This is a genomic window from Umezawaea sp. (assembly GCF_057122925.1).
In genome coordinates, this window is sequence record NZ_DBNGPQ010000120.1 from 1 (window position 1) to 24,673 (window position 24,673).

A 24,673-nucleotide genomic window follows, 5' to 3' on the forward strand; every position below is an offset into this window, starting at 1 on the left:
GGATTTCCTGCACTGGCCGTGCCGTTGCTGTTGGGCGTGGTGCGGGATTTCAGGCTTTTCGGCGTGTGCGTCGTACCAGGGCTGCTATCAGCACGAGGGCTGCCGCGCCGATTCCTATCACTGGCCACGGTTCGGTCTTGTTCGTTGGGGGTAGTGGTGCTGCTGAAGCGTCGCCCGTTGGTGCGGGCTCCGGTGTCGTTGGTGGTGGTGCTGGTGGTGTGGCCAGGGCTGTTGCTGCTGCCACCGCGGTGATGGTCGAGGTGGTGGCCTTGCCGAATTCCGAGGCTGACAGCAGGGTGCCGTCCGGGTCGAAGGTGATCGCTTCGCCCTGCTCCTCGTTCGGCAGGGGGATACTTACCGGGTCCGAGTCCAGTGCGGTGACGAAATCGCCGTTGGGAACCGGGAACAGGTAGGCGTCGGTGTAGGTGCGCAGCGCTATCACCTTGCCGTCGTGGGATACCGCTCCGCCGGTGACCACTCGGGTCACCACCGAGCTTTCCAGTGGGCCGCCGGGGGTGTCGGTGCCCGCGATGGAGACCCTGGCCACCTGTTCCATGGTGCCGGTCGCGCCCGCTGCCAGTGGGGCGGTCGGGCGGTAGACGAGGGCTGAGCCGATCGTTTCCTTGGTGACGATGTAGGGCACGCCGTCCGGGGTCAGCAGAATCGCCTCGGCGTCGTGCTTGCCGTCCGGGTAGGTCAGTCTGAACAGTTCCGCGTCGCCGTTCTGGGAGACGACGTGCAGTGCGACCGTTTCCCTCGACCGGCCGTTGTCGCCGGTGTCGGCCAGCCACAGCCTGCCGTCCCGGCCGAGTGCCAGGTCTTCCACGTCGAACGGGTTGACCGGGGCGGTGATGGTGTCCAGGACCTCGCAGTCGCGACCGATCACCTGGACGGCGATGTTGCCGCTGTCGCTGTCGTTGACGGCGAACAGGCGGTCGCCGTCCGAGGCCAGGCCGGACAGCTCCTCCAGGCGTTGGTCGGTGACGGTGCAGAGTGGAACCGGAACGGCCGGGTCCGCGGTGGCGGACCCGGCCGTGACCAGTGTCAGTGCTGCGACCAGGCCGAACAGGCGCACGCTCAGGCGGGGCTTCCCACGGCGTACTGCTCCAGCAGCGCGGCGAGCGTCGGGTGGACGCGGGCGCTCAGCTCGGTGCCCTCCTCCGTGTGCTTCTCGGACAGCACCTCGCCCTCGCGGTGGATGCGCGCCACGATCTCGCCGCGCGCGTACGGCACGAGCGCCTCGACCGTGACCTCCGGGCGGGGGATGAGCTGCGAGATGCGTTCGCGCAGCTCCTGGATGCCCTCGCCGGTGTGCGCCGACACGAACGCCGCGCCGGGGAACAGGTGGCGCAGGCGGGCGATCGTCAGGTCGCCCACCGCGTCGGTCTTGTTGACCACCAGCAGTTCGGCGGGCATGGGGTCGTCGCGCTTGCCGTTGATCTCGGCGATGACCTCGCGCACGGCCTTGACCTGCTGCTCCGGCATGCCGTCCGAACCGTCGACCACGTGCACGAGCAGGTCGGCCTCGGCGACCTCCTCCAGCGTGGAGCGGAACGCCTCGACGAGCTGGTGCGGCAGGTGCCGGACGAACCCGACCGTGTCGGTCAGGGTGTAGGGCATGCCCTCCGGCGTCTCGCTGCGCCGGGTGGTCGGGTCGAGGGTCGCGAACAGCGCGTCCTCGACCAGCACACCGGCGCCGGTCAGCGCGTTGAGCAGGCTGGACTTGCCCGCGTTGGTGTACCCGGCGATGGCCACGCTCGGCACCTCGCCGGAGTGGCGACGGCCGCGCTTGGTCTCGCGGATGGTGCTCATCGCGGCGATCTCGCGGCGGAGCTTCGCGATGCGGGCCCGGATGCGCCTGCGGTCGGTTTCGAGCTTCGTCTCACCGGGACCGCGCGTGCCCACGCCGCCGCCACCGCTGCCGCCCGCGCCACCACCCTGCCGGGACAGCGACTCACCCCACCCGCGCAGTCGCGGCATCATGTACTGGAGCTGGGCCAGCTCGACCTGCGCCTTGCCCTCGCGGGAGCTGGCGTGCTGGGCGAAGATGTCGAGGATCAGGGCGGTCCGGTCGACCACCTTGACCTTCAGCTTCTCCTCCAGCTGCCGGAGCTGGCCCGGTGAGAGCTCACCGTCGCAGATGACCGTGTCCGCACCGGAGGAGATCACGACGTCGCGCAGCTCGGCGACCTTGCCCGAGCCGATGTAGGTGGCCGTGTCCGGCTTGTCGCGGCGCTGCACGAGCGCGTCCAGGACCTCGGAGCCCGCGGTCTCGGCGAGCAGCTTCAGCTCGGCCATCGACGCGTCGGAGTCCTGCACCGTGCCCTCGGTCCACACGCCGACGAGCACCACCCGCTCCAGGCGGAGCTGCCGGTACTCGACCTCGGTGATGTCCTCGAGTTCGGTGGAGAGCCCGGCGACGCGGCGCAGTGCCGCGCGGTCGGCCAGTGCGAGGTCGCCCGTGGACAGGTTCTCGTCCTCGTCGGCCCAGTCGGTGGTGTCGTTGTTCAGCGTGTTTTCCGTCATTTGCCCTTCATTGTCCCACGGAGCGCCCACACGGCCGAGTGGTTAACCACCGGGGTAAAGCGCCAGGTAGATGGCGGTGCTCGGTGTGTCGGTGTCGACCGGTCGGGCGGCTAGCTCCTCCATCAACGAGCAGAGGCGCCGCTTTAGTTCCGCCGGATCGATCCTGACGACCAGTCGGGTCTGCTCCAGCGCGTCCGGTCCGACGTCGGCGACCTCGCCGAGGAACGCCTGGAGCATGGCCTCGGCGAGCCTCTCGTCGATCCCGACGTCGTCCAGCCGCCAGGACAGGCCGGTGGAGCGGTACGGGATCTCCTTCGCGCCCCGGTTGCCCGAGCGGGCCGGGAGGGCCTCCAGGAAGCCGGTGGCCACGAGCTTGCGCACGTGGTGCAGCGTCGTGGCGGGGTCCTTGGCGAGCTTCTCGGCGATCTCCTTGTTCGTGAGCGGCTCCAGGTGGGTGATCCGGATGATCCGCAGCCGCACGGCGGAGGCGAGGGCAGCCGCCTCCTCGGGGGTCGCTCGACGCATGCGCACCTCCACAGCATAAGTGATTGACTGCTTCCAATCACTTCGACGAGACTCCGCCCATGGCTCTCTGGACGCACCGGGACTTCCGGCTCCTCTGGGCTGGCGACACCGTCAGCCAGTTCGGCTCCTCGATCGGCCGCACCGTCCTCCCGCTGCTCGCCGCGACCACGCTGGCCGCGACGCCGTGGGAGATGGGCGTGCTCAGCGCCGCGGGAACGGCCGCGTTCCTGCTCATCGGGCTCCCCGCGGGCGTGTGGGTCGACCGGGTGCGCCGACGGCCGCTGATGATCACCACCGACGTGGCGCGGGCGGCCCTGCTGCTGTCCGTCCCGTTCGCCTGGTGGCTCGGCGTGCTGACGCTGGCGCAGCTCGTCCTGGTCGCGCTGCTGGTCGGCGTGTGCACGGTCTTCTTCGACATCGCCTACCAGTCGTACCTGCCGTCGCTGATCGGCCGGGAGCACCTGGTCGAGGGCAACTCGAAGCTCCAGGCCAGCCAGTCGGTGGCCGACGTGTCCGGACCCGCGCTGGCGGGTGGCGTCGCCCAGGTGATCGGCGCCGCGAACGGCGTCCTCGCCACCGGCCTCGGCTACCTGGGCTCGGCGCTGTTCCTGTGGCGGATCGGGGGCGTCGAACCCCCGCCCGAGCCGCACGGGGGCCGCACGCTGCGCACCGACATCGTCGAGGGCCTGCGGTTCGTGTTCGACAACAGGTCGCTGCGGGCCATCGTGGGCTGCACCGGCACGTCGAACTTCTTCTCCGGCCTGGAGATGGCGGTGCTGATCCTGTTCCTGGTCCGCGACGTCGGCCTGTCCGAGGGCCTGGTCGGGCTCCTGCTCAGCGCGGGCGGGATCGGCGGCGTGCTCGGCGCCGTGACGGCGAACTGGTGGAACCGGCGGCTCGGCCAGGTCCGGCTGATCTGGCTGTCGCTGCTGGTCACGCAGCCGTTCGGCCTGGTGCTGCCGCTGACGGCGAACGACTGGCGGGTCGGTCTCGCGATGCTGGGCATGGCGGTCGCGGGCTACGGCGTGATCATCTACAACGTCAGCCAGGTCACCTACCGGCAGACGGTGTGCCCGGACCGCCTGCTCGGCCGGATGAACGCGAGCGTCCGGTTCCTCGTGTGGGGCACGATCCCGCTGGGCGGCCTCGTCGGCGGTGTGCTGGGCGGCTGGCTGGGCGTGCACACCACGCTCTGGATCGCCATGACCGGGCAGGTTCTCGCCGTCACCTGGGTTCTGCTCTCTCCGCTGCGGACGAGCCGCGACGAAGCGGCTACCGTTTCCGACCATGGCTGACACGACCGTTCTCCTCGACGGACTCCACTTCGGCGAAGCTCCCCGGCACGGCCCGGACGGCAAGTTCTACTTCTCCGACTTCTACGAGAAGGCGGTCTTCACCGTCGACCTGGACACCGGGGAGAAGCAGGTCGTCTGCTCGCTGCCCGGCCAGCCGTCGGGCCTCGGCTGGCTGCCCGACGGCAGGCTGCTCGTGGTGTCCATGAAGGACCGCACGGTCCGCAGGCTGGAGCCGAACGGGGTCCTCGAACTGCACGCGGACCTGTTCGACATCGCCACGTTCCACACCAACGACATGCTGGTGGACGCCCTGGGGCGCGCCTACGTGGGCAACTTCGGGTTCGACCTGCACGAGAAGATCAAGGAGGACGGCATCGAGTCGCTCCTCGCCCCGAACTACGACCCGCCGGGCACCCCGCTCGCGCTCGTGGAGCCGGACGGCACGACCCGCGTGGCCGCCGAGGACCTGAAGTTCCCGAACGGCACGGTGCTGCTGCCCGACGGCACGCTGGTCGTCGCCGAGACGCTCGCCTACCGGCTGACGGCGTTCGACGTGGCCGAGGACGGCTCGCTGAGCAACCGGCGGGTGTGGGCGGACCTGCGCGAGCACGTCATCGCGCCGGACGGGATCTGCGTGGACGCCGAGGGCGGCGTCTGGGTGGCGACCGCGCTGCAACCGGTGGTCGTGCGGGTCGTCGAGGGCGGCACCGTCACCGACCGCGTCGAGACGACCCAGATCAGCTACGCCGTCGGCCTGGTCGGCACCACGCTCGTCGTCTGCACCGCCCCGACGTCGGACCCCGACGTGGTGGGCCAGCAGCACGTCGGCAGGCTGGAGACCGCGCGGGTGAAGGTCGGCGACCGCTAGAGCGAGTCCCACCAGGTCCGGTCGAGCTCGCCGCGCGCGACGAGCACGGCCGGGCCGGTGAGGGTGCTCCCCCGCTCGCCGATCACGACGGTGACCCGGCCGCCGGGGACGTCCACGGTGGCCCGCCCGGTGGTGCGGCCCGTGCCGTGCAGCCAGGACGCGACGGCGGCGACCGTGCCGGTGCCGCAGGACCGGGTCTCCCCCACGCCGCGCTCGTGCACGCGCATCCGGAGCGCGCCCTCGCCCAGGACGTTGACGAACTCCAGGTTGACGCCGTTCGGGAACACCGCCGGGTCGAAGTGGGGCTGCTCGGTGAGGTCGAGGGTCGCGACGGGCACGTCGGTCACGCACGCCAGGTGCGGGTTGCCCACGTCGACGGCCACGCCCGCGAAGTCCGCGCCGCTGGTCTTCGTGGTGGACGCGCCGGTGATCCTGGCCCGCCCCATCTCTATCGTGACGCCGCCGCCCTCGTGCACGGTGACGGTCCGGTCCCCCGCGCGGGTGCCGACGACGAACTCGCCCGCGGGCACCAGTCCCGCGTCGACCAGGTAGTGCGCGAACACCCGCAGGCCGTTGCCGCACATCTCCGCGATCGAGCCGTCGGCGTTGCGGTAGTCCATGAACCACGGGCCCACGTCGAGGCGGAGCACGCGCAGCACGCCGTCGGCGCCGAGGCCCCGCTGCCGGTCGCACAGGGCCCGCACGCGCGCCTCGGTCAGGTCCAGCACGCCGTCCGGGTCGGGCAGCAGCACGAAGTCGTTCTCGGTGCCGTGCCCCTTGAGGAATTCCACTCCGCCCACCGCACCAGGTTACGGGGCGAGCAGGGCCAGCACTTCCCCGACCAGGTCGGGGCGGGCCGCGTCGAACCAGGTGATCCGCCGGTCGCGGCGGAACCAGGAGCGCTGCCGCCGGACGAACCGGCGGGTGGCCCGCGCGGTCTCCTCGGCGGCGGTCGCGAGGTCGTGCTCGCCGTCGAACGCGGCGAGCACCTGCTGGTAGCCCAGCGCCCGCGCCGCGGTGCGGCCGTCCCGCAGGCCCGCGGCCTCCAGCGCCCGCACCTCGTCGACCAGACCGGCCTCGAACATCCGCCGCACCCGCAGGTCGACCCGCTCGTCCAGCTCGGCCACCTCGCGGTCGACGCCGACGAGCACCGTGCCGTAGCGGGCGGGACCGGGCTCGGGCAGGTTCGCCGAGAACGGCTGCCCGGTCAGCTCGATGACCTCCAGGGCGCGCACGACGCGGCGGACGTTGCCGGGCAGGATCGCGAGCGCGGCGGCCGGGTCGAGCACGGCCAGCCGGGCGTGCAGGGCGGGGCCGCCCACGACGGCCAGCTCCTCCTCCAGCCTGGCCCGGACGGCGTCGTCGGTGCCGGGGAACCTCAGGTCGTCCAGCACGGCCTGCACGTACAGGCCGGAGCCGCCGACGAGCACCGGCGTCGTGCCCGCGGCCAGCAGCTCCTCGACGAGCGCGCGGGTGTGGCGCTGGTAGGCGGCGACGGAGGCGGTCTCGGTCACGTCCAGCACGTCGAGCAGGTGGTGCGGGACGCCGTGCCGCTCGGCCTCGGTGACCTTGGCCGTGCCGATGTCCATGCCCCGGTAGAGCTGCATCGCGTCGGCGTTGACCACCTCGCCGCCGAGTTCGAGCGCGAGGCGGACGGCGAGGTCGGACTTGCCGGTGGCGGTGGGGCCGACGACGGCGACGGGGACGGTCACGCCCCAGTTTCCCAGACGGCGACGTGGTACCCGACGCCGTAGGGCACCAGCAGCTCCGACCGCGCGCACCGCCACGGCCCGGTGGCCTCGGCGAGACCGGCGAGCACCTGCCAGGCCGCGCGGCCGTCCGCGCCCAGCTCCGCGGCGAGCACGGGGTCCAGCGCGCGCAGCGCGGCGGGGTCGGCGGTGGACAGGGCCGCGCGCACGCCGTCGTCGAACGGTCCGGCGCGGTCGTCGGGACGGCCGACGGACGCCTCGCCGTGCCGGTGCGAGCCGGTGCCGAGGACGAGGAACCCGACCGCCGGTTCCTCCGCGAGGTCCTCGCCGATCGCGAAGCAGTCGCCGGGCGGCAGATCGGGGTCGACCAATTCCACCCGGACGGTCATCGCGCCCCCGACGGCCCGCAGCCAGCCCGCGACGAGCGCGGGCAGGGGCAGATCGGGGTCCGAAGTGGACTCGACGGCCGACAGCGCCACCGGCACATCGACGCCGTATCCGCGGAACGTCCCGGAGATGTCCGGGCCGAGCGTCCTCCGACCGGACGGATCACCCGCGATCACCACCCAGCGGGGCGAGCTGTCCGCCAGGTCACGAGCCGCCGCGACGCACGCCGCGCGCACCGGTTCGGTCTCGTCCACGGCTCCGCCGACCAGCTCGGGCACCAGGAGAGGCGGGTGCGGCAGCACCGCCAGACGTCGGATCACACCTCGTGACGCTACCCATCTTCGACCTCGCGGTACCGAGCTGAGCCCTGACCTGTTTGAATGCGCGCGGGGTACTGGAGACGATGAGACGGTCCAGGTACTCGGTGCTGGGCCCCGCCGGTGGCGGGGCGCCCGTGGTTGGCACGGGCACCACGAAGTGGGCAGGCGAGGAGGAAGCCGGCGATGACGGAGCACGAGACGACACCGGAGACCACTGGTGACAGTGGCGGTACCACGACGGTGGTCGAGGGAACGAAGCAGGAGAGCGCCGCGGTGGCAGCTCCGCCGGTCCCCGTGGCGTCGGACCACCCTGACCGCTGGGGACGAGTGGACGCGGACGGCACCGTCTACGTCAAGACGGCCGACGGCGAGCGCGTCGTGGGGTCCTGGCAGGCGGGCGAGCCCGAGGAGGGCCTCGCGCACTTCGCGCGTCGGTTCGACGACCTGCGGACCGAGGTGGAGCTGCTCGTGGCGCGGCTGTCCTCCGGGGCGGGCGACCCGAAGCACGCCCTCACGAGCGCGAAGCACGTGCGGGACACGCTGAAGGACGCCGCGGTCGTGGGCGACCTGGAGGCGCTGGCCAAGCGCGTCGACCACGTGCTGGCCAAGGCCGAGGAGGGCCTGGAGAAGGCCAAGGAGGCCAAGGAGGCCGCGCGGACCCAGTCCGTCGCGCGCAAGCAGGAGCTGGTCGAAGAGGCGGAGACGCTGGCCAACGAGTCGACCCAGTGGAAGACCACGGGTGACCGGCTGCGGCAGATCCTCGACGAGTGGAAGACCATCCGCGGCGTCGACCGCAAGACCGACGAGCAGCTGTGGCGGCGGTTCTCCAAGGCGCGCGACGCGTTCAACCGGCGTCGCGGCTCGCACTTCGCGGACCTCGACCGCCAGCGCGGCGTGGCGAAGAACCGCAAGCAGGAGCTGGTCGAGGAGGCCGAGAAGCTCGTCCAGTCCGACGACTGGGGTCCCACGGCCGGTCGCTACAAGGACCTGATGGTCGAGTGGAAGGCCGCGGGGCGGGCTCCGAAGGAGGCCGACGACGTGCTCTGGCAGCGCTTCCGCGCCGCCCAGGACGCGTTCTTCGCCCGCCGGTCCGAGGCGTTCAACGAGCGGGACGCGGAGTTCGGCACCAACGCGCAGCTGAAGGAAGCCCTGCTGGCCGAGGCCGAGGCCATCGACCCCAGCGCGGACCTGGAGGCGGCCCGGTCGCAGCTCTACAAGATCCAGGAGCGCTGGGACGCGATCGGCAAGGTGCCGAGGGAGCGGGTCCGCGACCTGGAGGGCAAGCTGCGCGCCATCGAGGAGAAGGTCCGCGGCGCGGTCGACGCCCAGTGGCGCCGGTCCGACCCCGAGGCCGAGGCTCGGGTCGCGCAGTTCCGCGAGCGGGTCGAGCAGTTCGAGGCCCAGGCCGAGAAGGCTCGGTCGGCCGGGGACAAGCGTCGGGCCGAGCAGGCCGAGGCGCAGGCCAAGCAGTGGCGCGAGTGGCTGTCCGCCGCTGAGGCGGCCGTGGCCACCCGCTAGTCCGGCAGGCACCACCGACGGGGCTCCCAGCGCGCTGGGGGCCCCGTCGTGCTGTCCACGGCCGCCGCCGGCGGCCGGGTCACAGGCCCGGTCGGGACGCCGCCAGCTTCAGCCACTTCACCAGCAGCACGACCACGGCGACCACCGCGATGATCAGCCCCGCGCCCGGACCCGGTCCGGGGGCGTGGCTGGTGGTGGTCTGCTGCGTCCAGATCGACAGCACCCCGCTCACCGAGGCCACGAAGCACCCGAGGGCGCAGAACCACACGAGGCCCCAGCGGCGCAGGATCAGGCTCAGCGCGGACATCAGCACGCCAGCGACCACCGACGCGTACGCGAACACCTTCGGCAGCGCACCGACGACCTCCCCCTCGGGGATGCGGCCGAGCAGGATCTGCCAGCCGCGAGCCTCCCCCGCCCACGGCAGCAGCTGGGCGATGAGCAGCGCGAACACGGCCACCGCGATCAGCAGCGCGCCCGCTCCGGGGTCGACGCGCTTGGCGGCCGTCCTGCCCACCTGGTCGATCTCGTCCCGCAGCCGGGACAGGTCGTCCGACTCACCCGTCACCGGACGCCGCACCCGACCTCCGCGGTGGGAAGGGGCGCGGGAGCGCCGAACGACGGCAGCCCCAGCGCGGTGCCGGGGGTCTTCGGCTTGACGCCCGCCTCGGACTGGTCGCCCGCCCTCGTGCGCCGGTGGCTGATCAGCGGGCCGTCGGCGACGACGTAGTGCGGCGCGCCGTAGGTCACGACGGTCTCGACGACGTCACCGGGCCGCACCCGCGCGTCGCCGGGCGTGAAGTGCACCAGCCGCCCGTCACGGGCCCGGCCGCTGAGCCGCAGCGTCTCGGCGTCGCGCTTGCCCTCGCCGGTCGCCACCAGCACCTCGACCTCGCGGCCGACCTGCTCCTGGTTCAGCTCCAGGGCCATGGCCTCCTGGAGTTCGACGAGCCGGTCGAAGCGCTCCTGCACGACCTTCTTCGGCAACTGGTCGGGCAGCGACGCGGCGGGCGTGCCTGGGCGCTTGGAGTACTGGAACGTGAAGGCGTTGGTGAACCGGGACTGGCGGACGACGTCGAGGGTCGCCTGGAAGTCCTCCTCGGTCTCGCCGGGGAAGCCCACGATGATGTCGGTGGTGATCGCCGCGTCCGGCATCGCCTCGCGCACCTTGTCCAGGATCGACAGGTACTTCGCGGAGCGGTAGGAGCGGCGCATCTCCTTGAGCAGCCGGTCCGAGCCGGACTGGAGCGGCATGTGCAGCGAGTGGCACACGTTCGGCGTCTCGGCCATCGCCGCGATCACGTCGTCGGTGAAGTCCTTCGGGTGCGGCGAGGTGAACCGCACGCGCTCCAGGCCCTCGATCGCGCCGGTCGCGCGCAGCAGCTTGCCGAACGCGAGCCGGTCGCCGAACTCGACGCCGTAGGAGTTGACGTTCTGCCCGAGCAGCGTCACCTCCAGCACGCCCTGGTCGACCAGGGCCTGGACCTCGGCCAGCACGTCGCCGGGGCGGCGGTCCTTCTCCTTGCCGCGCAGCGACGGGACGATGCAGAACGTGCAGGTGTTGTTGCAGCCCACGGACACCGACACCCAGCCCGAGTAGGCCGAGTCGCGCTTGGCGGGCAGGGTCGACGGGAAGGTCTCCAGCGAGTCGAGCAGCTCGACCTGGGCCTCCTGGTTGTGCCGGGCGCGTTCGAGCAGCACCGGCAGCGACCCGAGGTTGTGGGTGCCGAACACGACGTCCACCCACGGCGCGCGGCGGACGATCTCCTTCTGGTCCTTCTGGGCCAGGCAGCCGCCGACGGCGATCTGCATGTCCGGGTTCGCGGTCTTGGCGGGCGCGAGGTGCCCGAGCGTCCCGTACAGCTTGTTGTCGGCGTTCTCCCGGACCGCGCAGGTGTTGAACACGACCACGTCCGGCGAGACGTCCCCGGTGGCGGGCGCGTAGCCCGCGTCCTCCAGCAGGCCCGCGAGGCGTTCGGAGTCGTGCACGTTCATCTGGCACCCGAACGTGCGAATCTGGTACGTCTTCGGAATGGTTGCCGTGCTCACGTGACCACCATATCCCCTGGTCAGTCCGCTTCCTCAGCCGCGCGGACCGAGCGCTGCGCCAACCACCGGTTAGAGCAGGTCACGGCCCCCGCGAGCGGGCCGGGAGACCGCGGAGCGCGAGGGCGTCCGGACCGGGCGGGGGAACCGGTCGCCGAGGCCTCCGCCCGACCGTGGTCACTCCGTCACGCAGAGCGACTTTTTCGGGACGCCCGGCCGTTCCCGCCGTGGCTGGACGGCGGACGGGTGTCACTGCGGGTCACCACGCCCTCCTTCCGTCGGGTTCAGGGCGGGCCGCGAACGTGACACGATGCCCAGGTGTCGGGAACAGGGCGGCGAGTACACGCCGCCGGGGCCGTGCTGGCCCTGGCGGCCATGGCGCTGAGCGCCTGCGGGAACGACCTGGCGGCGCTCAAGCTGACCATGGCGTCCGGCGTCGAGAAGGGCGTCTACAACCGGTTGAGCGCGGCGCTGGCCGACGCGTGGACCGAGCACGTGGGCATCGAGCACCCCCAGGTCACGGTGACCAAGGGGTCGATCGACAACCTGGAGCGGCTGCGCGCCGGGCAGGCGAACGTCGGTTTCTCGCAGGCCGACGCGGCCGAGAGGGCCGCCGAGTCCGACGAGCCCGGCAAGCACAAGCTGTACGCGCTGGCCCGGATGCACGACGACTACCTCCAGGTGGTGGTCCGCGACGACCTCGTGGTCAACCGGCTCGTGGACCTGAAGGGCCTGCGGGTGTCGATCGGGTCGGAGTCCTCCGGCGTGCGGCTGATCGCCGACCGGCTGCTGAAGTCGGCGGGCATCTCGCCCGACACCGACCTGAGGGTCCAGCACCTCGACCTCAACGAGGCCAGCGACGCGATGATGGCGGGGACGCTGGACGCGTTCATCTGGTCGGGAGGGCTGCCGACGCAGCGGGTCACGCAGCTCGCCCAGACGGTGAAGGTGAAGATGCTCGACCTGAGCGACGTGCTCCCCGAGCTGCGCAAGCAGTACCCCGTGTACGGCTCGGCGACGCTGCCCGCCTCCGCCTACAGCCTGCCGGGCAAGGCCGTGACCACGCTCGTCGTCCGCAACTTCCTGCTGGTGAACGACCTGATGAGCGACGAGGCCGCCGAAGCGCTCGTGGACGGCCTCTTCAAGGCGCAGCCCCGGCTGGAGGCGGCGAGCTTCGCGGCCCGCTCCATCGAGGTCCGCGCCGCCATCGAGACCACGCCGATCCCGCTGCACCCCGGCGCCCTGCGCTACTACCGGGACACCAAGGTCTAGTCGACCGCCGGGATCCTCACGGTCACGGCGAGGCCGCCGTCCTCGGGCGTGCTCAGCACGACCTCGCCGTCGACGCGCTCGACGACGCGCCGCACGATCGACAGGCCGAGGCCCGAGCCGGACACGTTCTGGTGGGCCTGGCTGCGCCAGAACCGGTCGGTCGCGCGCTCCAGCTCGTCCGGCTCCAGGCCGGGCCCCTGGTCGCGGACCGAGATCGTCACCCAACCGTCACGCCGGCGGACGTCGACGTGCACGAGGGTGTCCTCGCGGGTGAACTTGAACGCGTTGTCGAGCAGCGCGTCGAGGACCGCCTCGACCCCGCGCGGCGGGGCGAGCGCCGCGCCACCGGGTTCGCCGTCGAGCACGAGGTGCACGCTCTTCGCCACGGCGGCGGGCTGCCACGCCGACAGCCTGCCCGCCACGGCGCGGTCCACGTCGACCACGACCGGGTCGACGGAACTGGACTCGGCGCGCGCCATGGACAGCAGCTCGTCCAGGATGCGGTTGAGCCGGTCGGCTTCGGCGAGCGCGGCCACCTGGTGCACCTCGGCCTCCGCGTCGACGTGTCCCTCCAGGTTGGACAGTCGGAGCTTCAGCGCGGTCAACGGGTTGCGCAGCTGGTGCGAGGCGTCCGCGACGAACGCGCGCTGCGCGGCGAGCGCGTCGCCGACGTTCGCGGCCATCTGGTCGAAGGACCGGCTGAGCTGCCGCAGCTCCGGCGGGCCGCTGGAGCTGCCGACCGGGGTCACCGGGCGGCCGGACACGACGGCGGCCAGCAGCTTGCCGGTCGCGTCGTCGAGCCGCTGGACCGGCCGCAGCGTCCACCGGACCAGGGGCAGCGCGGCGAGGACGGCCAGCGACAGCACGAGCGCGCTGCCGGTGAGCAGCACGCTCCACCAGATCAGCACCCGGCCGCGGGTCTTGTCGGTCGGCGAGAAGGTCACCACGGCGGCCCGCACCTCGCCGCCGATGAGCACGGGTTCGGCGAGCACGAGCTGCTCGTCGTCCCACGGCATCAGCACCGGTGGCGCCGACGGCAGCTTGCCCACCAGGGCCCCGGTGATCATGCCCGGCACGTCGCCGCTGGTCAGGTCGATGTCGGCGCGCGAGGTGGCCAGCACCCTGCGGTCGCGGTCGAGCAGGACCACGGCGATGCCGTAGACCTCCTCGTACCGCCGCATCGTCGGTTCGAGGAGCGTCGGCTGGTCGTCGATGATCGTCTGCTGCGCGACGGAGGCGAACCGGCTGGTGTCGGTGAGCCGGTCGAGGAACAGCTCCTGCTGCTCGGCGGCGGCGACCCCCCGCCCCAGCGGGAGGCCAAGGCCGAGGAGCACCAGCACGACCAGCGCCAGCACGATGCCGAGGAGCCGCGACCGCACGTCAGCGGTCCGCGGTCGGGGTGCCGAGGCGGTAGCCGACGCCGCGCACGGTCTCCAGCAGGTCGGAGCGGCCGAGCTTGGTGCGCAGGGTGGCGACGTGGACGTCGAGCGTCCGGTTCGCGCCCGACCAGGTGCGGCCCCAGATCTCCGCCAGGATGCGCTCGCGGGTGCACACAGCGCCGCCCGCGGCCACGACCAGCGCCAACACCTGGAACTCCTTGCGCGAGAGCGCCACGACCGACCCCGCGACGGTCACCTCGTGCCGCGCGAGGTCGACGCGCACGTCACCGATGGTGAACACCTCGGTCCCGGTACCGCCGACGCCGACCGGGTCGCCGCGCCGCCTGCGCACGGCGTGCACGCGCGCCACCAGCTCACCGACGTCGTAGGGCTTCACGAGGTAGTCGTCCGCCCCCGCGTGCAGGCCGAGGATCCGGTCGTCGATCTCGCCGCGCGCGGACACCACGATGATGGCCACGTCGCTCGCCGCGCGGATGCTGCGGCACAGCGTCACACCGTCCACATCGGGCAGTCCGAGGTCCAGGAGGACCACATCCACCCCTAACAATCGATCCAACGTACCCCTACCTGTAGCTTGACGATCCACGGTGAAACCGCGTCGGGTCAGCGCCGGGACCAGCGCTTCTGCGACACGGTCGTCGTCCTCGACGAGCAGCACACGCACTGTGGTCCCTTTCGGGTAGGGGTCGCCGACCTGTGACAGAGTTGAGACCCTAAGTCTTGCTCAATGTCGTGGACTGGTGTGGTGGCGCACACCTAGGTTTTGCCCAGCGCTGACAATTGCCAGTTGGAGGATCGGATGACTGCCCCCAATCCCGCACCGCCGATGATCAAGATGGCGGGCGTGGACAAGTTCTTCGGCCCTCTGCACGTTCTGAAGAACGTCAACCTGGAGGTGCCCAAGGGCCAGGTGGTCGTCGTCCTGGGCCCCTCCGGCTCCGGCAAGTCGACGCTGTGCCGCACCATCAACCGCCTGGAGCCCATCAACTCCGGAACGATCGAGGTCGACGGGCAGCCGCTCCCCGCGGAGGGCAAGGATCTCGCCCGTCTGCGCGCCGACGTGGGCATGGTGTTCCAGTCCTTCAACCTGTTCGCGCACAAGAGCATCGTCGACAACGTGCTGCTGGCGCCGGTCAAGGTGCGCAAGGTTCCCTCGAAGGAGGCCCTCGAGCACGCGACGGAGCTACTGGAGCGGGTCGGCATCGCCAACCAGGCCGAGAAGTACCCCGCCCAGCTGTCGGGTGGCCAGCAGCAGCGCGCCGCCATCGCGCGGGCGCTGGCCATGCGCCCGAAGGTCATGCTGTTCGACGAGCCCACCTCCGCGCTGGACCCGGAAATGGTCCAGGAGGTGCTGGACGTCATGACGACGCTGGCCAAGGAAGGCATGACCATGCTCGTGGTGACCCACGAGATGGGCTTCGCCCGGAAGGCCGCCGATCGCGTCATCTTCATGGCCGACGGCGAGATCGTCGAGGATTCGACCCCGAACGAGTTCTTCTCGGCGCCGAAGTCCAACCGCGCGAAGGACTTCCTTGGCAAGATCCTGACCCACTGAAGTCTCGGCATGTCGCGACGCCCCGACAGGCGTCGCCTGATCTACAAGAGCAGGAGAAGGACGATGAGGGCTCGTACCCTTGCGGCGGTGCTGCTTGCCGGTGGCCTGGCGTTGACCGCTTGCGGCAAGGAGGGCACCCCCGGTGACACCGGCGGTACCGCCCCCTCCCAGGCCGCCGCCACGGACGTGAAGATCGACGGCTCGCCGACGTTCGACAAGATCAAGGCGCGGGGCCGCGTCGTGATCGGCGTCAAGGAGGACCAGCCCGGTCTGGGCTTCAAGGACCCGACGACGAACAAGTACAGCGGCTTCGACATCGAGATCGCCAAGCTGATGGCCGCGAAGATCGGCTACGGCGAGGACAAGATCGACTACAAGGCCATCGCCTCCGCGGGCCGCGAGCAGGCCCTGATCAACGGCGACGTCGACTACTACGTCGGCACCTACACGATCAACGCGGGCCGCAAGGAGAAGATCTCCTTCGCGGGTCCGTACTACACCGCGGGTCAGGACCTGCTGGTGCGCGCCGACGAGACGGCCATCACCGGCAAGGACACCCTCAAGGGCAAGAAGGTCTGCTCGGTCACCGGTTCGACGCCGATCAAGAAGATCCGCGAAGAGGGCCTGACCGAGCCGGAGAACATCACCGAGCTCCAGACGTACTCCCAGTGCGTCGCCAAGCTGGCCGACAAGTCGGTCGACGCCGTCACCACCGACGACGCGATCCTCAAGGGCTTCGCGGCCCAGGAGCAGGGCAAGTTCAAGGTCATCGGCAAGCCGTTCTCCCTGGAGCCCTACGGCATCGGCCTCGCCAAGGACGACACCGTGCTGCGCGGCAAGTTCTTCGACATCCTCGAGGCGGCGCTGAAGGACGGCACCTGGCAGACGATCTACGACAACACGCTGGGCAAGTCGGGATCGGCCGCCACCAAGCCGATCATCGAGCGCTACTGACCCAGGACGGTGGCCGGTGACCTCGCCCCCAGGGCGGGTCACCGGCCACCTCTCTACCGCCAGCCCATCGGCAAGGAACCCCTGATGAGTCTCCTTTCCACGTATTCCGGCCTCTTCCTGAGCGCCTTCGCGACGACGCTGAAGCTGTTCGCGCTGTCCGCCGTCGGGTCGCTGCTGCTGGGTACGTTCCTCGCGATGCTGAGGGTCAGTCCCGTGCCGGTGTTCCGGGCAGCCGGGGCCACCTACGTCACGCTGGTGCGCAACACGCCGCTGACCCTGGTGTTCTTCTTCTTCACCTTCGCCTACCCGCTGCTCCAGATCGTGAAGATCGACTACGAGACGGGCGCGGTCGTCGCGCTCACCATGTACACCTCCGCGTTCATCTGCGAGGTGGTGCGCTCGGGCATCAACACCGTCCCGGTCGGCCAAGCCGAGGCGTCGCGGGCGCTCGGGCTCACCTTCACGCAGATGCTCGGGAGCGTCGTGCTGCCGCAGGCCATGCGTTCGGTGGTCCCGCCGCTGGTCAGCACCCTGATCGCGTTGCTGAAGAACACGACCGTCTCGGCGGGCTTCTCCGTCGGCGACGCGGGCGCGATCCAGGCCTCGCTGTCCGAGGACGGTGCCAACATGCTCGTCGGCCTCTCCTGGGTGGCGTTCTTCTTCATCCTCCTGGTCATGCCACTGACCTTCCTGCAACGCAGCCTCGAGAAGCGCTGGAGCGTCGCCCGATGAGCAACGTGCTGTTCGACGTACCCGGCCCCAAGGCCAGGTTCCGGCACCAGGTCCTGGCCGTCGTCGGCGTGCTCGGCGTGGCCGGCATCATCGGGTTCATCGGCTTCCGCTTCTACGACAGCGGCCAGTTCGAGCCGAAGATGTGGGAGTGGCTCCAGTACACGACGATCCAGGAGCAGCTGCTCAAGAGCGTGGGGGCGACGCTCAAGGCGTTCGCCGTCGGTGCCGTGTGCGCGATGGTGTTCGGGGCCGTGCTGGCCGCGGGCAAGCTCTCGGAGCACGCGTTCCTGCGGGGACCGGCGACGTTCGTCGTCGAGATCTTCCGGGCCGTCCCGCTGCTGATCATGATCTTCTTCTTCTACTTCGGCCTCCCGGCGATCGACATCAAGATGTCGCAGTTCACGGCGGTCGTGCTCGGCTTGACCCTGTACAACGGCTCGGTGCTGGCCGAGGTCTTCCGCGCGGGCGTCATGTCCCTGCCCCGCGGCCAGGCCGAGGCCGCGTACGCCCTCGGGATGCGCAAGACGCAGGTGATGACGCTCGTGCTGCTCCCGCAGGCCCTGCGGGTGATGCTGCCGACGATCATCAGCCAGCTGGTCGTGCTGCTCAAGGACACGGCGCTCGGCTTCATCATCAACTACGAGGAACTGCTGTACTACGCGAAGTTCCTCGGCGGTCAGGGCCAGTTCGGCAGGCCGCTGGTCCCCGTGACCATCGTGGTCGGCATCATCTACGTGATCATGTGCCTGCTGCTGACCTGGCTGGCCGTGACGCTGGAGAAGCGCAACCGGCGCAACAAGAAGATCAAGACCAACGGCACGAAGAAGCTGGACGACGTGGCCATCCCGGCCGCGGCCCAGTCCCTCTAGACGCCACCAGCTCGTGACGAAGGGCGCTCCCGGACCAGCTCCGGGAGCGCCCTTCGTCATTCAGCCACGACGGCAACAGCACCTCGGCACGTCACGACGACGTGCCGCCATCACACCCGCTTGACCCTTCGCCATCCGAACCCATCACGACCACCACCCCCTCGTGCCTCGCCCACCGACCACGGTATCCACATCCGGGCGGGCGGCGAACCGCCGAAAGGCACACGATCAGGTGGAAACTCCGGCTCACGGACGGCGGCGGAAGATCTTGCTGCCCAGCCAGACGATCGGGTCGTACTTGCGGTCCGCCACCCGTTCCTTCATCGGGATCAGGGCGTTGTCGGTGATCTTGATGTGCTCGGGGCACACCTCGGAGCAGCACTTGGTGATGTTGCACAGCCCGAGCCCGTGGGTCTCCTGCGCGGCCACGGTCCGGTTGCCCTCGTCCAGCGGGTGCATCTCCAGCTCGGCGACGCGCATCAGGAACCGCGGCCCGGCGAAGGCCTCCTTGTTCTCCTCGTGGTCGCGGATCACGTGGCAGGTGTCCTGGCAGAGGAAGCACTCGATGCACTTGCGGAACTCCTGCGAGCGCTCCACGTCGACCTGCTGCATCCGGTACTCGCCGGGCGCGAGGTCCTTCGGCGGCGTGAACGAGGGGATCTCGCGGGCCTTGGTGTAGTTGAACGACACGTCCGTCACGAGGTCCCGGATGATCGGGAACGTGCGCATGGGCGTGATCGTGATGGTCTCGCCCTCGGTGAACGTCGACATGCGGGTCATGCACAGCAGCCGCGGCCTGCCGTTGATCTCCGCCGAGCAGGAGCCGCACTTGCCCGCCTTGCAGTTCCACCGCACGGCGAGGTCGCCCGCCTGGGTGGCCTGGAGGCGGTGGATGACGTCGAGGACGACCTCGCCCTCGTTCACCTCGACGGTGAAGTCCTCCAGCCCGCCGCCGTCGGCGTCACCGCGCCAGACCCGGAAGTTCCCCTGGTAACCCATTGTCAGCTCCCCAACTCGTCACCGGTGAGGTACTTCTCCAGCTCGCCGCGGTCGAACAGCTCCAGCAGGTCCTCGCGGATGGGGATCTGCGGTTTGACGACCACGTCCACTTCGGACGGTCCGGTCGCCGTGCACACCAACAGCTTCCGCCGCCAGTCCGAGTCCATCGCCGGGAAGTCGTCGCGGGTGTGGCCGCCTCGGCTCTCGGTGCGCAGCAGCGCGGCCTTGGCGACGCACTCGCTGACGACCAGCATGTTGCGCAGGTCGAGCGCGAGGTGCCAGCCGGGGTTGAACTGCCGGTGGCCCTCGACGGTGAGCGTCCTGGCGCGGGCCTTCAGGCCGTCGAGGCGTTCCAGCGCCTGCTGGATCTCCTCAGCCTTGCGGATGATGCCGACGAGGTCGTTCATCGTCTGCTGGAGTTCCACGTGGAGCGTGTACGGGTTCTCCCCGCCCTCGCCCGCGAACGGCGCCAGGGCGACCCGTTCGGCCTCGGCGACGGCCGCCTCGGACGGCACCGGACGGACGGTCAGCGACGCCGCGTAGTCCGCCGCTCCCGCGCCCGCGCGGCGGCCGAACACCAGCAGGTCGGACAGCGAGTTGCCGCCGAGCCGGTTCGAGCCGTGCATGCCGCCGGAGACCTCGCCCGCCGCGAACAGGCCGGGCACCGACGACGCCCCGGTGTCCGGGTCGACCTCGACGCCGCCCATGACGTAGTGGCAGGTCGGTCCGACCTCCATCGGCTGGGCGGTGATGTCGACGTCGGCCAGCTCCTTGAACTGGTGGTACATCGACGGCAGGCGCCGGGTGATCTCCTCGGCGGGCAGCCGGGTCGACACGTCCAGGAACACGCCGCCGTGCTCGGTGCCGCGACCGGCCTTGACCTCGGAGTTGATCGCGCGGGCGACCTCGTCGCGGGGCAGCAGCTCCGGTGGGCGCCGGTTGTTGTCGGCGTCGGTGTACCAGCGGTCGCCCTCGGCCTCGCTGTCGGCGTACTTCTCCTTGAAGACCTCGGGGATGTAGTCGAACATGAACCGCTTGCCCTCGGAGTTGCGCAGCACCCCGCCGTCGCCGCGCACCGACTCGGTGACCAGGATGCCCTTCACGCTGGGCGGCCAGACCATGCCGGTCGGGTGGAACTGGATGAACTCCATGTTGATCAGCGAGGCCCCGGCGCGCAGCGCCAGCGCGTGCCCGTCGCCGGTGTACTCCCAGGAGTTCGAGGTGACCTTGAACGACTTGCCGATGCCGCCGGTCGCCAGGATCACCGAGGGGGCCGTGAACAGCACGAACTTGCCCGACTCGCGCCAGTAGCCGAACGCGCCCGCGATGCGGCCGTCCTCGACCAGCAGGTCGCTGACGGTGAACTCCTGGAACACCTTCAGCTTGGCCTCGTAGTCGCCGGTCTCGGCGTGGTCCTCCTGCTGGAGCGACACGATCTTCTGCTGGAGGCTGCGGATCAGCTCCAGGCCGGTGCGGTCGCCGACGTGCGCGAGGCGCGGGTACTCGTGGCCGCCGAAGTTGCGCTGGCTGACCCGGCCGTCCTTGGTGCGGTCGAACAGCGCGCCGTAGGTCTCCAGCTCCCAGACGCGGTCGGGGGCCTCCTTGGCGTGCAGCTCGGCCATCCGCCAGTTGTTCAGGAACTTGCCGCCGCGCATGGTGTCGCGGAAGTGGACCTGCCAGCTGTCGTTGGAGTTCACGTTGCCCATGGCCGCGGCGATGCCGCCCTCGGCCATCACCGTGTGGGCCTTGCCGAACAACGACTTGCAGAGCACCGCCGTGCGCATCCCGTGCTCGCGGGCCTCGATCGCGGCACGCAGTCCGGCGCCCCCGGCACCGATGACGAGTACGTCGAACGAGTGCCGTTCCAGCTCGGCCAAGGTTGTGCTCCCTAGTTGACGAAACGCAGGTCGCCGATGACCCCTGAGGCGACGAGCGCGATGTAGAGGTCGGTCAGGCAGACGAAGATCAGCGAGGCCCAGGCGAGCTGCATGTGCTTGGCGTTGAGCTTGGAGATCTTCTGCCACGTCCAGTAGCGGACGGGGTGCTTGGAGAAGTGCTTCAGCTTGCCGCCGGTGATGTGCCTGCACGAGTGGCAGGACAGCGTGTACGCGGCGAGCAGGCCGACGTTGACCAGCAGGACGACGTTGCCGAGGCCGATGCCGAAGCCCTTCTCACCGGAGAAGGCGGCTATCGCGTCGTAGATGTTGATCAGCAGCAGGATCGAGGCCGCGTAGAAGAAGTAGCGGTGCAGGTTCTGCGCGATCAGCGGCGCCCTGGTCTCACCGGTGTAGGTCTTGTGCGGCTCCGCGACGGCGCACGCGGGCGGCGACATCCAGGCCGCCCGGTAGTAGGCCTTGCGGTAGTAGTAGCAGGTGATCCGGAACCCCAGCAGGAACGGGATGATGAACACCGGCGGGGTGAGGAAGCCGGGCAGCTCCGGCAGCGGCTGGCCGAAGTGGCTGGCCGCCGGGACGCACTCGGCGCTCAGGCAGGGCGAGTACATGGGCGTCAGGTAGTGGTACTCCGACACCCAGTAGAAGTCGTTCATGAACGTGCGGATCGCCGCGTAGATCGAGATGAGCCCCAGGCCGACTACCGTCAGCAACGGCGACAACCACCACCGGTCCGTGCGCAGCGTGCGCTCGGAGATCTGAGCCCTCACCAACTGGTCCACCTCGGTTCCACGTCGTTGTGGCTGCAAAGGCCTCGGCCCTCGCATACCAGCGAGGGCCGAGGTGGAGTGTTGCAGATCACCTATCGCTGACGGTAGCCACCCAACCCCTCGTCGTCAGCGTCCTGCCAGAGCGAGGAGTCGTACGGCGTGTCCGGCACGACGACCACCTCCCGCTCCACCTGGGGCGCCCGCCGGGGCGGTGGCGGCGAGTCGATGTCGATCAACTCCGTGGCATCGATGTCCATGCGCTCGATGTCGTTCGCAAGCCGCTGCACTGCGGCAACGTCGCCATAGCGCCCGCGCAGGGAGCCGACGCACTGCCTGAGCTGACCCAGCGCGCGCCTCAACTCGACGATCTCCGTGGACGTCATGTCGCACCTCCGTTACCGAGGTCCCCGTCAGTGATCTCGACGCCGACTCTGCCTTGTCCAGCGCCTTGTGACAAGCAACACACGCCAAATTTTCCAGTTCGGGACACCCCCAGTTTTCCCCTTAGACGCCCCTGGTTTCTGAATCGGTTCTGTGTGAATGCGCACTGGTGACCTACCCTGTAGACGTCACGACCCGAACGTGCGACGCCAGCGCTGCCGTCCACTGGGCCACCACGGCCCGTGATCAACGGAGTCAGCAGAAGATGAGCCAAACGCACCCCATCGTCGCCGAGGTGACCGAGCGCATCACGGCACGCAGCGCCGCCAGCCGCGCGACGTACCTCGACCGCATGGCTGCGGCGGCTAGCGAGTCCACCACCCGAACGGGTATGGCGTGCAGCAACCTCGCCCACGGCTTCGCGGGCATCACCGGCGGTGACAAGGCCGCCCTGCGCGCGCTGCGCAAGCCGAACGTGGCGATCGTGTCCGCCTACAACGACATGCTGTCGGCCCACCAGCCGATGGACGAGTACCCCGCGTGGATCAAGGACGCGGCCCGCCGGTCGGGGGGCATCGCGCAGTTCGCGGGCGGCGTGCCCGCCATGTGCGACGGCATCACCCAGGGCCGCGACGGCATGGAGCTGTCGCTGTTCAGCCGCGACGTCATCGCCATGTCCACCGGTGTCGCCCTGTCGCACGAGATGTTCGACGCGACGCTGCTGCTCGGCGTGTGCGACAAGATCGTCCCCGGCATGCTGATCGGCGCGCTCTCGTTCGGCCACCTGCCGACGATCCTGGTGCCCGCGGGCCCGATGAGCTCCGGTCTGACGAACTCCGAGAAGAGCCGCGTCCGGCAGCTGTTCGCCGAGGGCAAGGCCACCCGCGAGGACCTCCTGGAAGCCGAGGCCGCGTCCTACCACAGCCCCGGCACCTGCACGTTCTACGGGACGGCGAACTCGAACCAGCTCGTCAACGAGGTCATGGGCCTGCACCTGCCGGGCGCGACCTTCGTGCCGCCGGGCACCCCCCTGCGGCGCGCGCTGACCGAGGAGGCCGCCCGCCGCGCGGTGGTGATCAGCCGCGGCGAGGAGTACACGCCGATGTCCAGGGTCGTCGACGAGCGCTCCATCGTGAACGGCGTCGTCGCGCTGCTGGCGACCGGCGGCTCGACCAACCTGACGATGCACCTCGTGGCCGTCGCGTCCGCCGCGGGCATCGAGCTGAGCTGGGACGACTTCTCCGACCTCTCGTCGGTCGTGCCCCTGCTGACCAGGGTCTACCCGAACGGCACGGCCGACATCAACCACTTCCAGGCCGCCGGTGGCGTCCAGTTCCTGGTCGGCACGCTGCTCGACGCGGGCCTGCTGCACGGCGACGTGCACACCGTCGCGGGCTTCGGCCTCGACCGCTACCGCGAGGAGCCGGTCCTGATCGACGGCGAGCTGCTGTGGCGCGCGGGCCCGACCGCGAGCCTCGACGAGTCGGTGCTGCGCGGCGCCGACAACCCGTTCGCGGCCGACGGCGGTCTGCGCATGATGACCGGCAACCTGGGCCGCGCGGTCATCAAGGTCTCCGCGGTGGCGGAGGAGAACCGGATCGTCGAGGCCCCGGCGCGCGTGTTCACGACGCAGGAGGCGTTCGCCGAGGCGTTCCGGGCGGGCGAACTCGAACGCGACGTCGTCGTGGTGGTCCGCAACCAGGGCCCGCAGGCCAACGGCATGCCGGAACTCCACAAGCTCACGCCCCCGCTGGGCGTCCTGATGGACCGCGGCCACAAGGTCGCGATCGTCACCGACGGCCGCATGTCCGGCGCCTCGGGCAAGATCCCGGCAGCCATCCAGCTCACCCCGGAAGCCGCCGTGGGCGGCCCGCTGGGCCGCGTGCGCGACGGCGACGTGATCCGCCTGGACGCGGAAACGGGCACCCTGGAGGTCTTCGTGGACGCCGACGAACTGGCCGCCAGGCCACTGGTCGACTTCCCGGCGGACGCACAGGCGTGGACCGGCACGGGCCGAGAACTGTTCGCCGCCCTCCGCCGCGCGGTAGGCCCGGCCGACCGGGGAGCGAGCGTCTTCGGCCCGGTAGCCGCCTCCCACTTCGAAGGCCAGTGGGAGACCAGCCACTCCAGGTAGGCACAGGCCGGGGTCACCTGACCGAGTGGGCCCCCGAATTCCACGGTAGCAACGGGGTACGACATCTTCGGCGGGCAAAGGCCACGAACTCGCCAGGCTGGAACCGGCCCACACGGAACCAGCGGAACCAGTCTGCCCGAAAGCCGCCACCAGCTCACCTGACCTGGCCGGATGCGAAGCGTGGCCGGTTTTACTTGGGGGATTCGACCCTTACCCTGGTAGATCGGGCAGGGTGGCACCACCTGCCCTTCAGCCCAATCAAAGGGTCAAATCCAGGGGCCCCAAGTCAAACCGGCCACACCACGACGTTGGCGACCAAACCGTCTTTCACGCACCAACCACGTCACCGGCCACACCGCCTTCACGCAACACGCAGCAGATCCTGGGCAAACCGCCCACGACTACGCTGCCAACCAAACCACGCCCCACCCCACCAGGAGGTTTTCGCGGTGACCACCAGCGCGGATCTGCTCACGCTGTCCCCCGTCATCCCGGTAGTCGTCGTGGACGACGCCGACCAC

23 protein-coding genes are annotated in these 24,673 nt (G+C 70.2%); 9 read left to right on the top strand and 14 right to left on the bottom strand.

Going from position 1 to position 24,673, the window contains the following annotated elements; all coding sequences use genetic code 11:
* Positions 1-49: 49 nt before the first annotated feature.
* The 3 genes from AC156L_RS27005 to AC156L_RS27015 are packed head-to-tail and all read right to left on the bottom strand — an operon-like array spanning position 50 to position 3,051.
* Positions 50-1,075, bottom strand: a complete 1,026-nt coding sequence (locus AC156L_RS27005) for a hypothetical protein (RefSeq protein WP_484407367.1) — start codon at positions 1,073-1,075, stop codon at positions 50-52.
* A 2-nt stretch (positions 1,076-1,077) separates the two neighbouring features.
* Positions 1,078-2,526, bottom strand: a complete 1,449-nt coding sequence (hflX, locus tag AC156L_RS27010; protein WP_330876832.1) for a GTPase HflX — start codon at positions 2,524-2,526, stop codon at positions 1,078-1,080.
* Between the two features lie 42 nt (positions 2,527-2,568).
* Entirely contained in the window at positions 2,569-3,051 is a 483-nt protein-coding gene (locus tag AC156L_RS27015; protein WP_330876831.1) for an ArsR/SmtB family transcription factor, read from the bottom strand.
* A gap of 59 nt (positions 3,052-3,110) precedes the next feature.
* Here AC156L_RS27015 and AC156L_RS27020 point away from each other — a divergent pair, with 59 nt between their 5' ends.
* Both AC156L_RS27020 and AC156L_RS27025 read left to right on the top strand, forming a co-directional pair.
* Positions 3,111-4,346 (top strand): MFS transporter, encoded by a 1,236-nt coding sequence (locus AC156L_RS27020; protein ID WP_330876830.1) that lies wholly within the window; start codon positions 3,111-3,113, stop codon positions 4,344-4,346.
* A complete protein-coding gene (locus tag AC156L_RS27025; protein WP_330876829.1) occupies positions 4,339-5,214 on the top strand; it encodes an SMP-30/gluconolactonase/LRE family protein in 876 nt (291 codons plus the stop codon). Before AC156L_RS27020 ends, AC156L_RS27025 begins: the two co-directional genes overlap by 8 nt.
* Here the strand turns inward: AC156L_RS27025 and dapF are convergent.
* The 3 genes from dapF to AC156L_RS27040 are packed head-to-tail and all read right to left on the bottom strand — an operon-like array spanning position 5,211 to position 7,630.
* Positions 5,211-6,014 (bottom strand): diaminopimelate epimerase, encoded by an 804-nt coding sequence (gene dapF, locus AC156L_RS27030; protein WP_330876828.1) that lies wholly within the window; start codon positions 6,012-6,014, stop codon positions 5,211-5,213. The two genes, AC156L_RS27025 and dapF, sit on opposite strands and share 4 nt — an antisense overlap.
* A gap of 9 nt (positions 6,015-6,023) precedes the next feature.
* On the bottom strand, positions 6,024-6,926 hold the full coding sequence (gene miaA / locus AC156L_RS27035; protein WP_330876827.1) for a tRNA (adenosine(37)-N6)-dimethylallyltransferase MiaA: 903 nt from the start codon (positions 6,924-6,926) through the stop codon (positions 6,024-6,026).
* Positions 6,923-7,630 carry a class III extradiol ring-cleavage dioxygenase family protein gene (locus AC156L_RS27040; protein WP_330876826.1) on the bottom strand — a complete coding sequence of 236 codons (708 nt, stop codon included), beginning with the start codon at positions 7,628-7,630 and terminating at the stop codon, positions 6,923-6,925. Before AC156L_RS27040 ends, miaA begins: the two co-directional genes overlap by 4 nt.
* Positions 7,631-7,813: 183 nt before the next feature.
* Between AC156L_RS27040 and AC156L_RS27045 the strand changes: the two genes are divergently transcribed.
* Complete coding sequence (locus tag AC156L_RS27045) at positions 7,814-9,148, top strand: DUF349 domain-containing protein (RefSeq protein ID WP_330876825.1); 1,335 nt, start codon at positions 7,814-7,816, stop codon at positions 9,146-9,148.
* 79 nt (positions 9,149-9,227) lie between these two features.
* Here AC156L_RS27045 and AC156L_RS27050 read toward each other — a convergent pair whose 3' ends face one another.
* Positions 9,228-9,716 carry an Rv2732c family membrane protein gene (locus tag AC156L_RS27050; protein WP_330876824.1) on the bottom strand — a complete coding sequence of 163 codons (489 nt, stop codon included), beginning with the start codon at positions 9,714-9,716 and terminating at the stop codon, positions 9,228-9,230.
* A complete protein-coding gene (gene miaB / locus AC156L_RS27055; RefSeq protein WP_330876835.1) occupies positions 9,713-11,182 on the bottom strand; it encodes a tRNA (N6-isopentenyl adenosine(37)-C2)-methylthiotransferase MiaB in 1,470 nt (489 codons plus the stop codon). Before miaB ends, AC156L_RS27050 begins: the two co-directional genes overlap by 4 nt.
* Before the next feature lie 330 nt (positions 11,183-11,512).
* Here miaB and AC156L_RS27060 point away from each other — a divergent pair, with 330 nt between their 5' ends.
* Positions 11,513-12,466 carry a TAXI family TRAP transporter solute-binding subunit gene (locus AC156L_RS27060; RefSeq protein WP_330876823.1) on the top strand — a complete coding sequence of 318 codons (954 nt, stop codon included), beginning with the start codon at positions 11,513-11,515 and terminating at the stop codon, positions 12,464-12,466.
* Here AC156L_RS27060 and AC156L_RS27065 read toward each other — a convergent pair.
* Positions 12,463-13,845: a sensor histidine kinase gene (locus AC156L_RS27065; RefSeq protein ID WP_330876822.1), complete on the bottom strand. Its 1,383-nt coding sequence runs from the start codon at positions 13,843-13,845 to the stop codon at positions 12,463-12,465. The two genes, AC156L_RS27060 and AC156L_RS27065, sit on opposite strands and share 4 nt — an antisense overlap.
* 1 nt (position 13,846) lies before the next feature.
* Positions 13,847-14,530: a response regulator transcription factor gene (locus AC156L_RS27070; RefSeq protein ID WP_330876821.1), complete on the bottom strand. Its 684-nt coding sequence runs from the start codon at positions 14,528-14,530 to the stop codon at positions 13,847-13,849.
* Positions 14,531-14,692: 162 nt separating this feature from the next.
* Here AC156L_RS27070 and AC156L_RS27075 point away from each other — a divergent pair, with 162 nt between their 5' ends.
* The 4 genes from AC156L_RS27075 (at position 14,693) to AC156L_RS27090 (ending at position 17,976) form a co-directional block, all read left to right on the top strand.
* Entirely contained in the window at positions 14,693-15,421 is a 729-nt protein-coding gene (locus AC156L_RS27075; RefSeq protein ID WP_330876834.1) for an amino acid ABC transporter ATP-binding protein, read from the top strand.
* A gap of 63 nt (positions 15,422-15,484) precedes the next feature.
* On the top strand, positions 15,485-16,375 hold the full coding sequence (locus AC156L_RS27080) for a glutamate ABC transporter substrate-binding protein (RefSeq protein WP_330876820.1): 891 nt from the start codon (positions 15,485-15,487) through the stop codon (positions 16,373-16,375).
* 84 nt (positions 16,376-16,459) lie between these two features.
* The gene (locus AC156L_RS27085) at positions 16,460-17,107 is read left to right on the top strand and encodes an amino acid ABC transporter permease (RefSeq protein ID WP_330876819.1); all 648 of its coding nucleotides are present in this window, start codon (positions 16,460-16,462) and stop codon (positions 17,105-17,107) included.
* The gene (locus AC156L_RS27090) at positions 17,104-17,976 is read left to right on the top strand and encodes an amino acid ABC transporter permease (RefSeq protein ID WP_330876818.1); all 873 of its coding nucleotides are present in this window, start codon (positions 17,104-17,106) and stop codon (positions 17,974-17,976) included. Before AC156L_RS27085 ends, AC156L_RS27090 begins: the two co-directional genes overlap by 4 nt.
* 246 nt (positions 17,977-18,222) lie before the next feature.
* Here the strand turns inward: AC156L_RS27090 and AC156L_RS27095 are convergent, their stop codons facing one another.
* Genes AC156L_RS27095 through AC156L_RS27110 form a run of 4 tightly spaced genes read right to left on the bottom strand, consistent with a single transcriptional unit; the run spans position 18,223 to position 22,020 of the window.
* Complete coding sequence (locus AC156L_RS27095) at positions 18,223-18,975, bottom strand: succinate dehydrogenase/fumarate reductase iron-sulfur subunit (protein ID WP_330876817.1); 753 nt, start codon at positions 18,973-18,975, stop codon at positions 18,223-18,225.
* A 2-nt stretch (positions 18,976-18,977) separates the two neighbouring features.
* Entirely contained in the window at positions 18,978-20,852 is a 1,875-nt protein-coding gene (locus AC156L_RS27100) for a fumarate reductase/succinate dehydrogenase flavoprotein subunit (RefSeq protein WP_330876816.1), read from the bottom strand.
* An 11-nt stretch (positions 20,853-20,863) separates the two neighbouring features.
* A complete protein-coding gene (locus AC156L_RS27105; protein ID WP_414719913.1) occupies positions 20,864-21,694 on the bottom strand; it encodes a hypothetical protein in 831 nt (276 codons plus the stop codon).
* A gap of 35 nt (positions 21,695-21,729) precedes the next feature.
* Complete coding sequence (locus tag AC156L_RS27110; RefSeq protein ID WP_330876814.1) at positions 21,730-22,020, bottom strand: hypothetical protein; 291 nt, start codon at positions 22,018-22,020, stop codon at positions 21,730-21,732.
* A gap of 263 nt (positions 22,021-22,283) precedes the next feature.
* Between AC156L_RS27110 and edd the strand changes: the two genes are divergently transcribed.
* Entirely contained in the window at positions 22,284-24,152 is a 1,869-nt protein-coding gene (gene edd, locus AC156L_RS27115; protein ID WP_330876813.1) for a phosphogluconate dehydratase, read from the top strand.
* The last annotated feature ends 521 nt before the right edge of the window (positions 24,153-24,673 follow it).

Excerpts from the sequence above, each read along its gene's own strand:
- AC156L_RS27025 (WP_330876829.1), top strand. The coding sequence starts at position 4,339 with ATGGCTGACACGACCGTTCTCCTCGACGGACTCCACTTCGGCGAAGCT.
- AC156L_RS27075 (WP_330876834.1), top strand. The coding sequence starts at position 14,693 with ATGATCAAGATGGCGGGCGTGGACAAGTTCTTCGGCCCTCTGCACGTT.
- AC156L_RS27020 (WP_330876830.1), top strand. The coding sequence starts at position 3,111 with ATGGCTCTCTGGACGCACCGGGACTTCCGGCTCCTCTGGGCTGGCGAC.
- AC156L_RS27080 (WP_330876820.1), top strand. The coding sequence starts at position 15,485 with ATGAGGGCTCGTACCCTTGCGGCGGTGCTGCTTGCCGGTGGCCTGGCG.
- AC156L_RS27105 (WP_414719913.1), bottom strand. The coding sequence starts at position 21,694 with ATGCGAGGGCCGAGGCCTTTGCAGCCACAACGACGTGGAACCGAGGTG.
- edd (WP_330876813.1), top strand. The coding sequence starts at position 22,284 with ATGAGCCAAACGCACCCCATCGTCGCCGAGGTGACCGAGCGCATCACG.
- AC156L_RS27085 (WP_330876819.1), top strand. The coding sequence starts at position 16,460 with ATGAGTCTCCTTTCCACGTATTCCGGCCTCTTCCTGAGCGCCTTCGCG.
- AC156L_RS27090 (WP_330876818.1), top strand. The coding sequence starts at position 17,104 with ATGAGCAACGTGCTGTTCGACGTACCCGGCCCCAAGGCCAGGTTCCGG.
- AC156L_RS27110 (WP_330876814.1), bottom strand. The coding sequence starts at position 22,020 with ATGACGTCCACGGAGATCGTCGAGTTGAGGCGCGCGCTGGGTCAGCTC.
- AC156L_RS27045 (WP_330876825.1), top strand. The coding sequence starts at position 7,814 with ATGACGGAGCACGAGACGACACCGGAGACCACTGGTGACAGTGGCGGT.
- AC156L_RS27015 (WP_330876831.1), bottom strand. The coding sequence starts at position 3,051 with ATGCGTCGAGCGACCCCCGAGGAGGCGGCTGCCCTCGCCTCCGCCGTG.
- hflX (WP_330876832.1), bottom strand. The coding sequence starts at position 2,526 with ATGACGGAAAACACGCTGAACAACGACACCACCGACTGGGCCGACGAG.
- AC156L_RS27095 (WP_330876817.1), bottom strand. The coding sequence starts at position 18,975 with ATGGGTTACCAGGGGAACTTCCGGGTCTGGCGCGGTGACGCCGACGGC.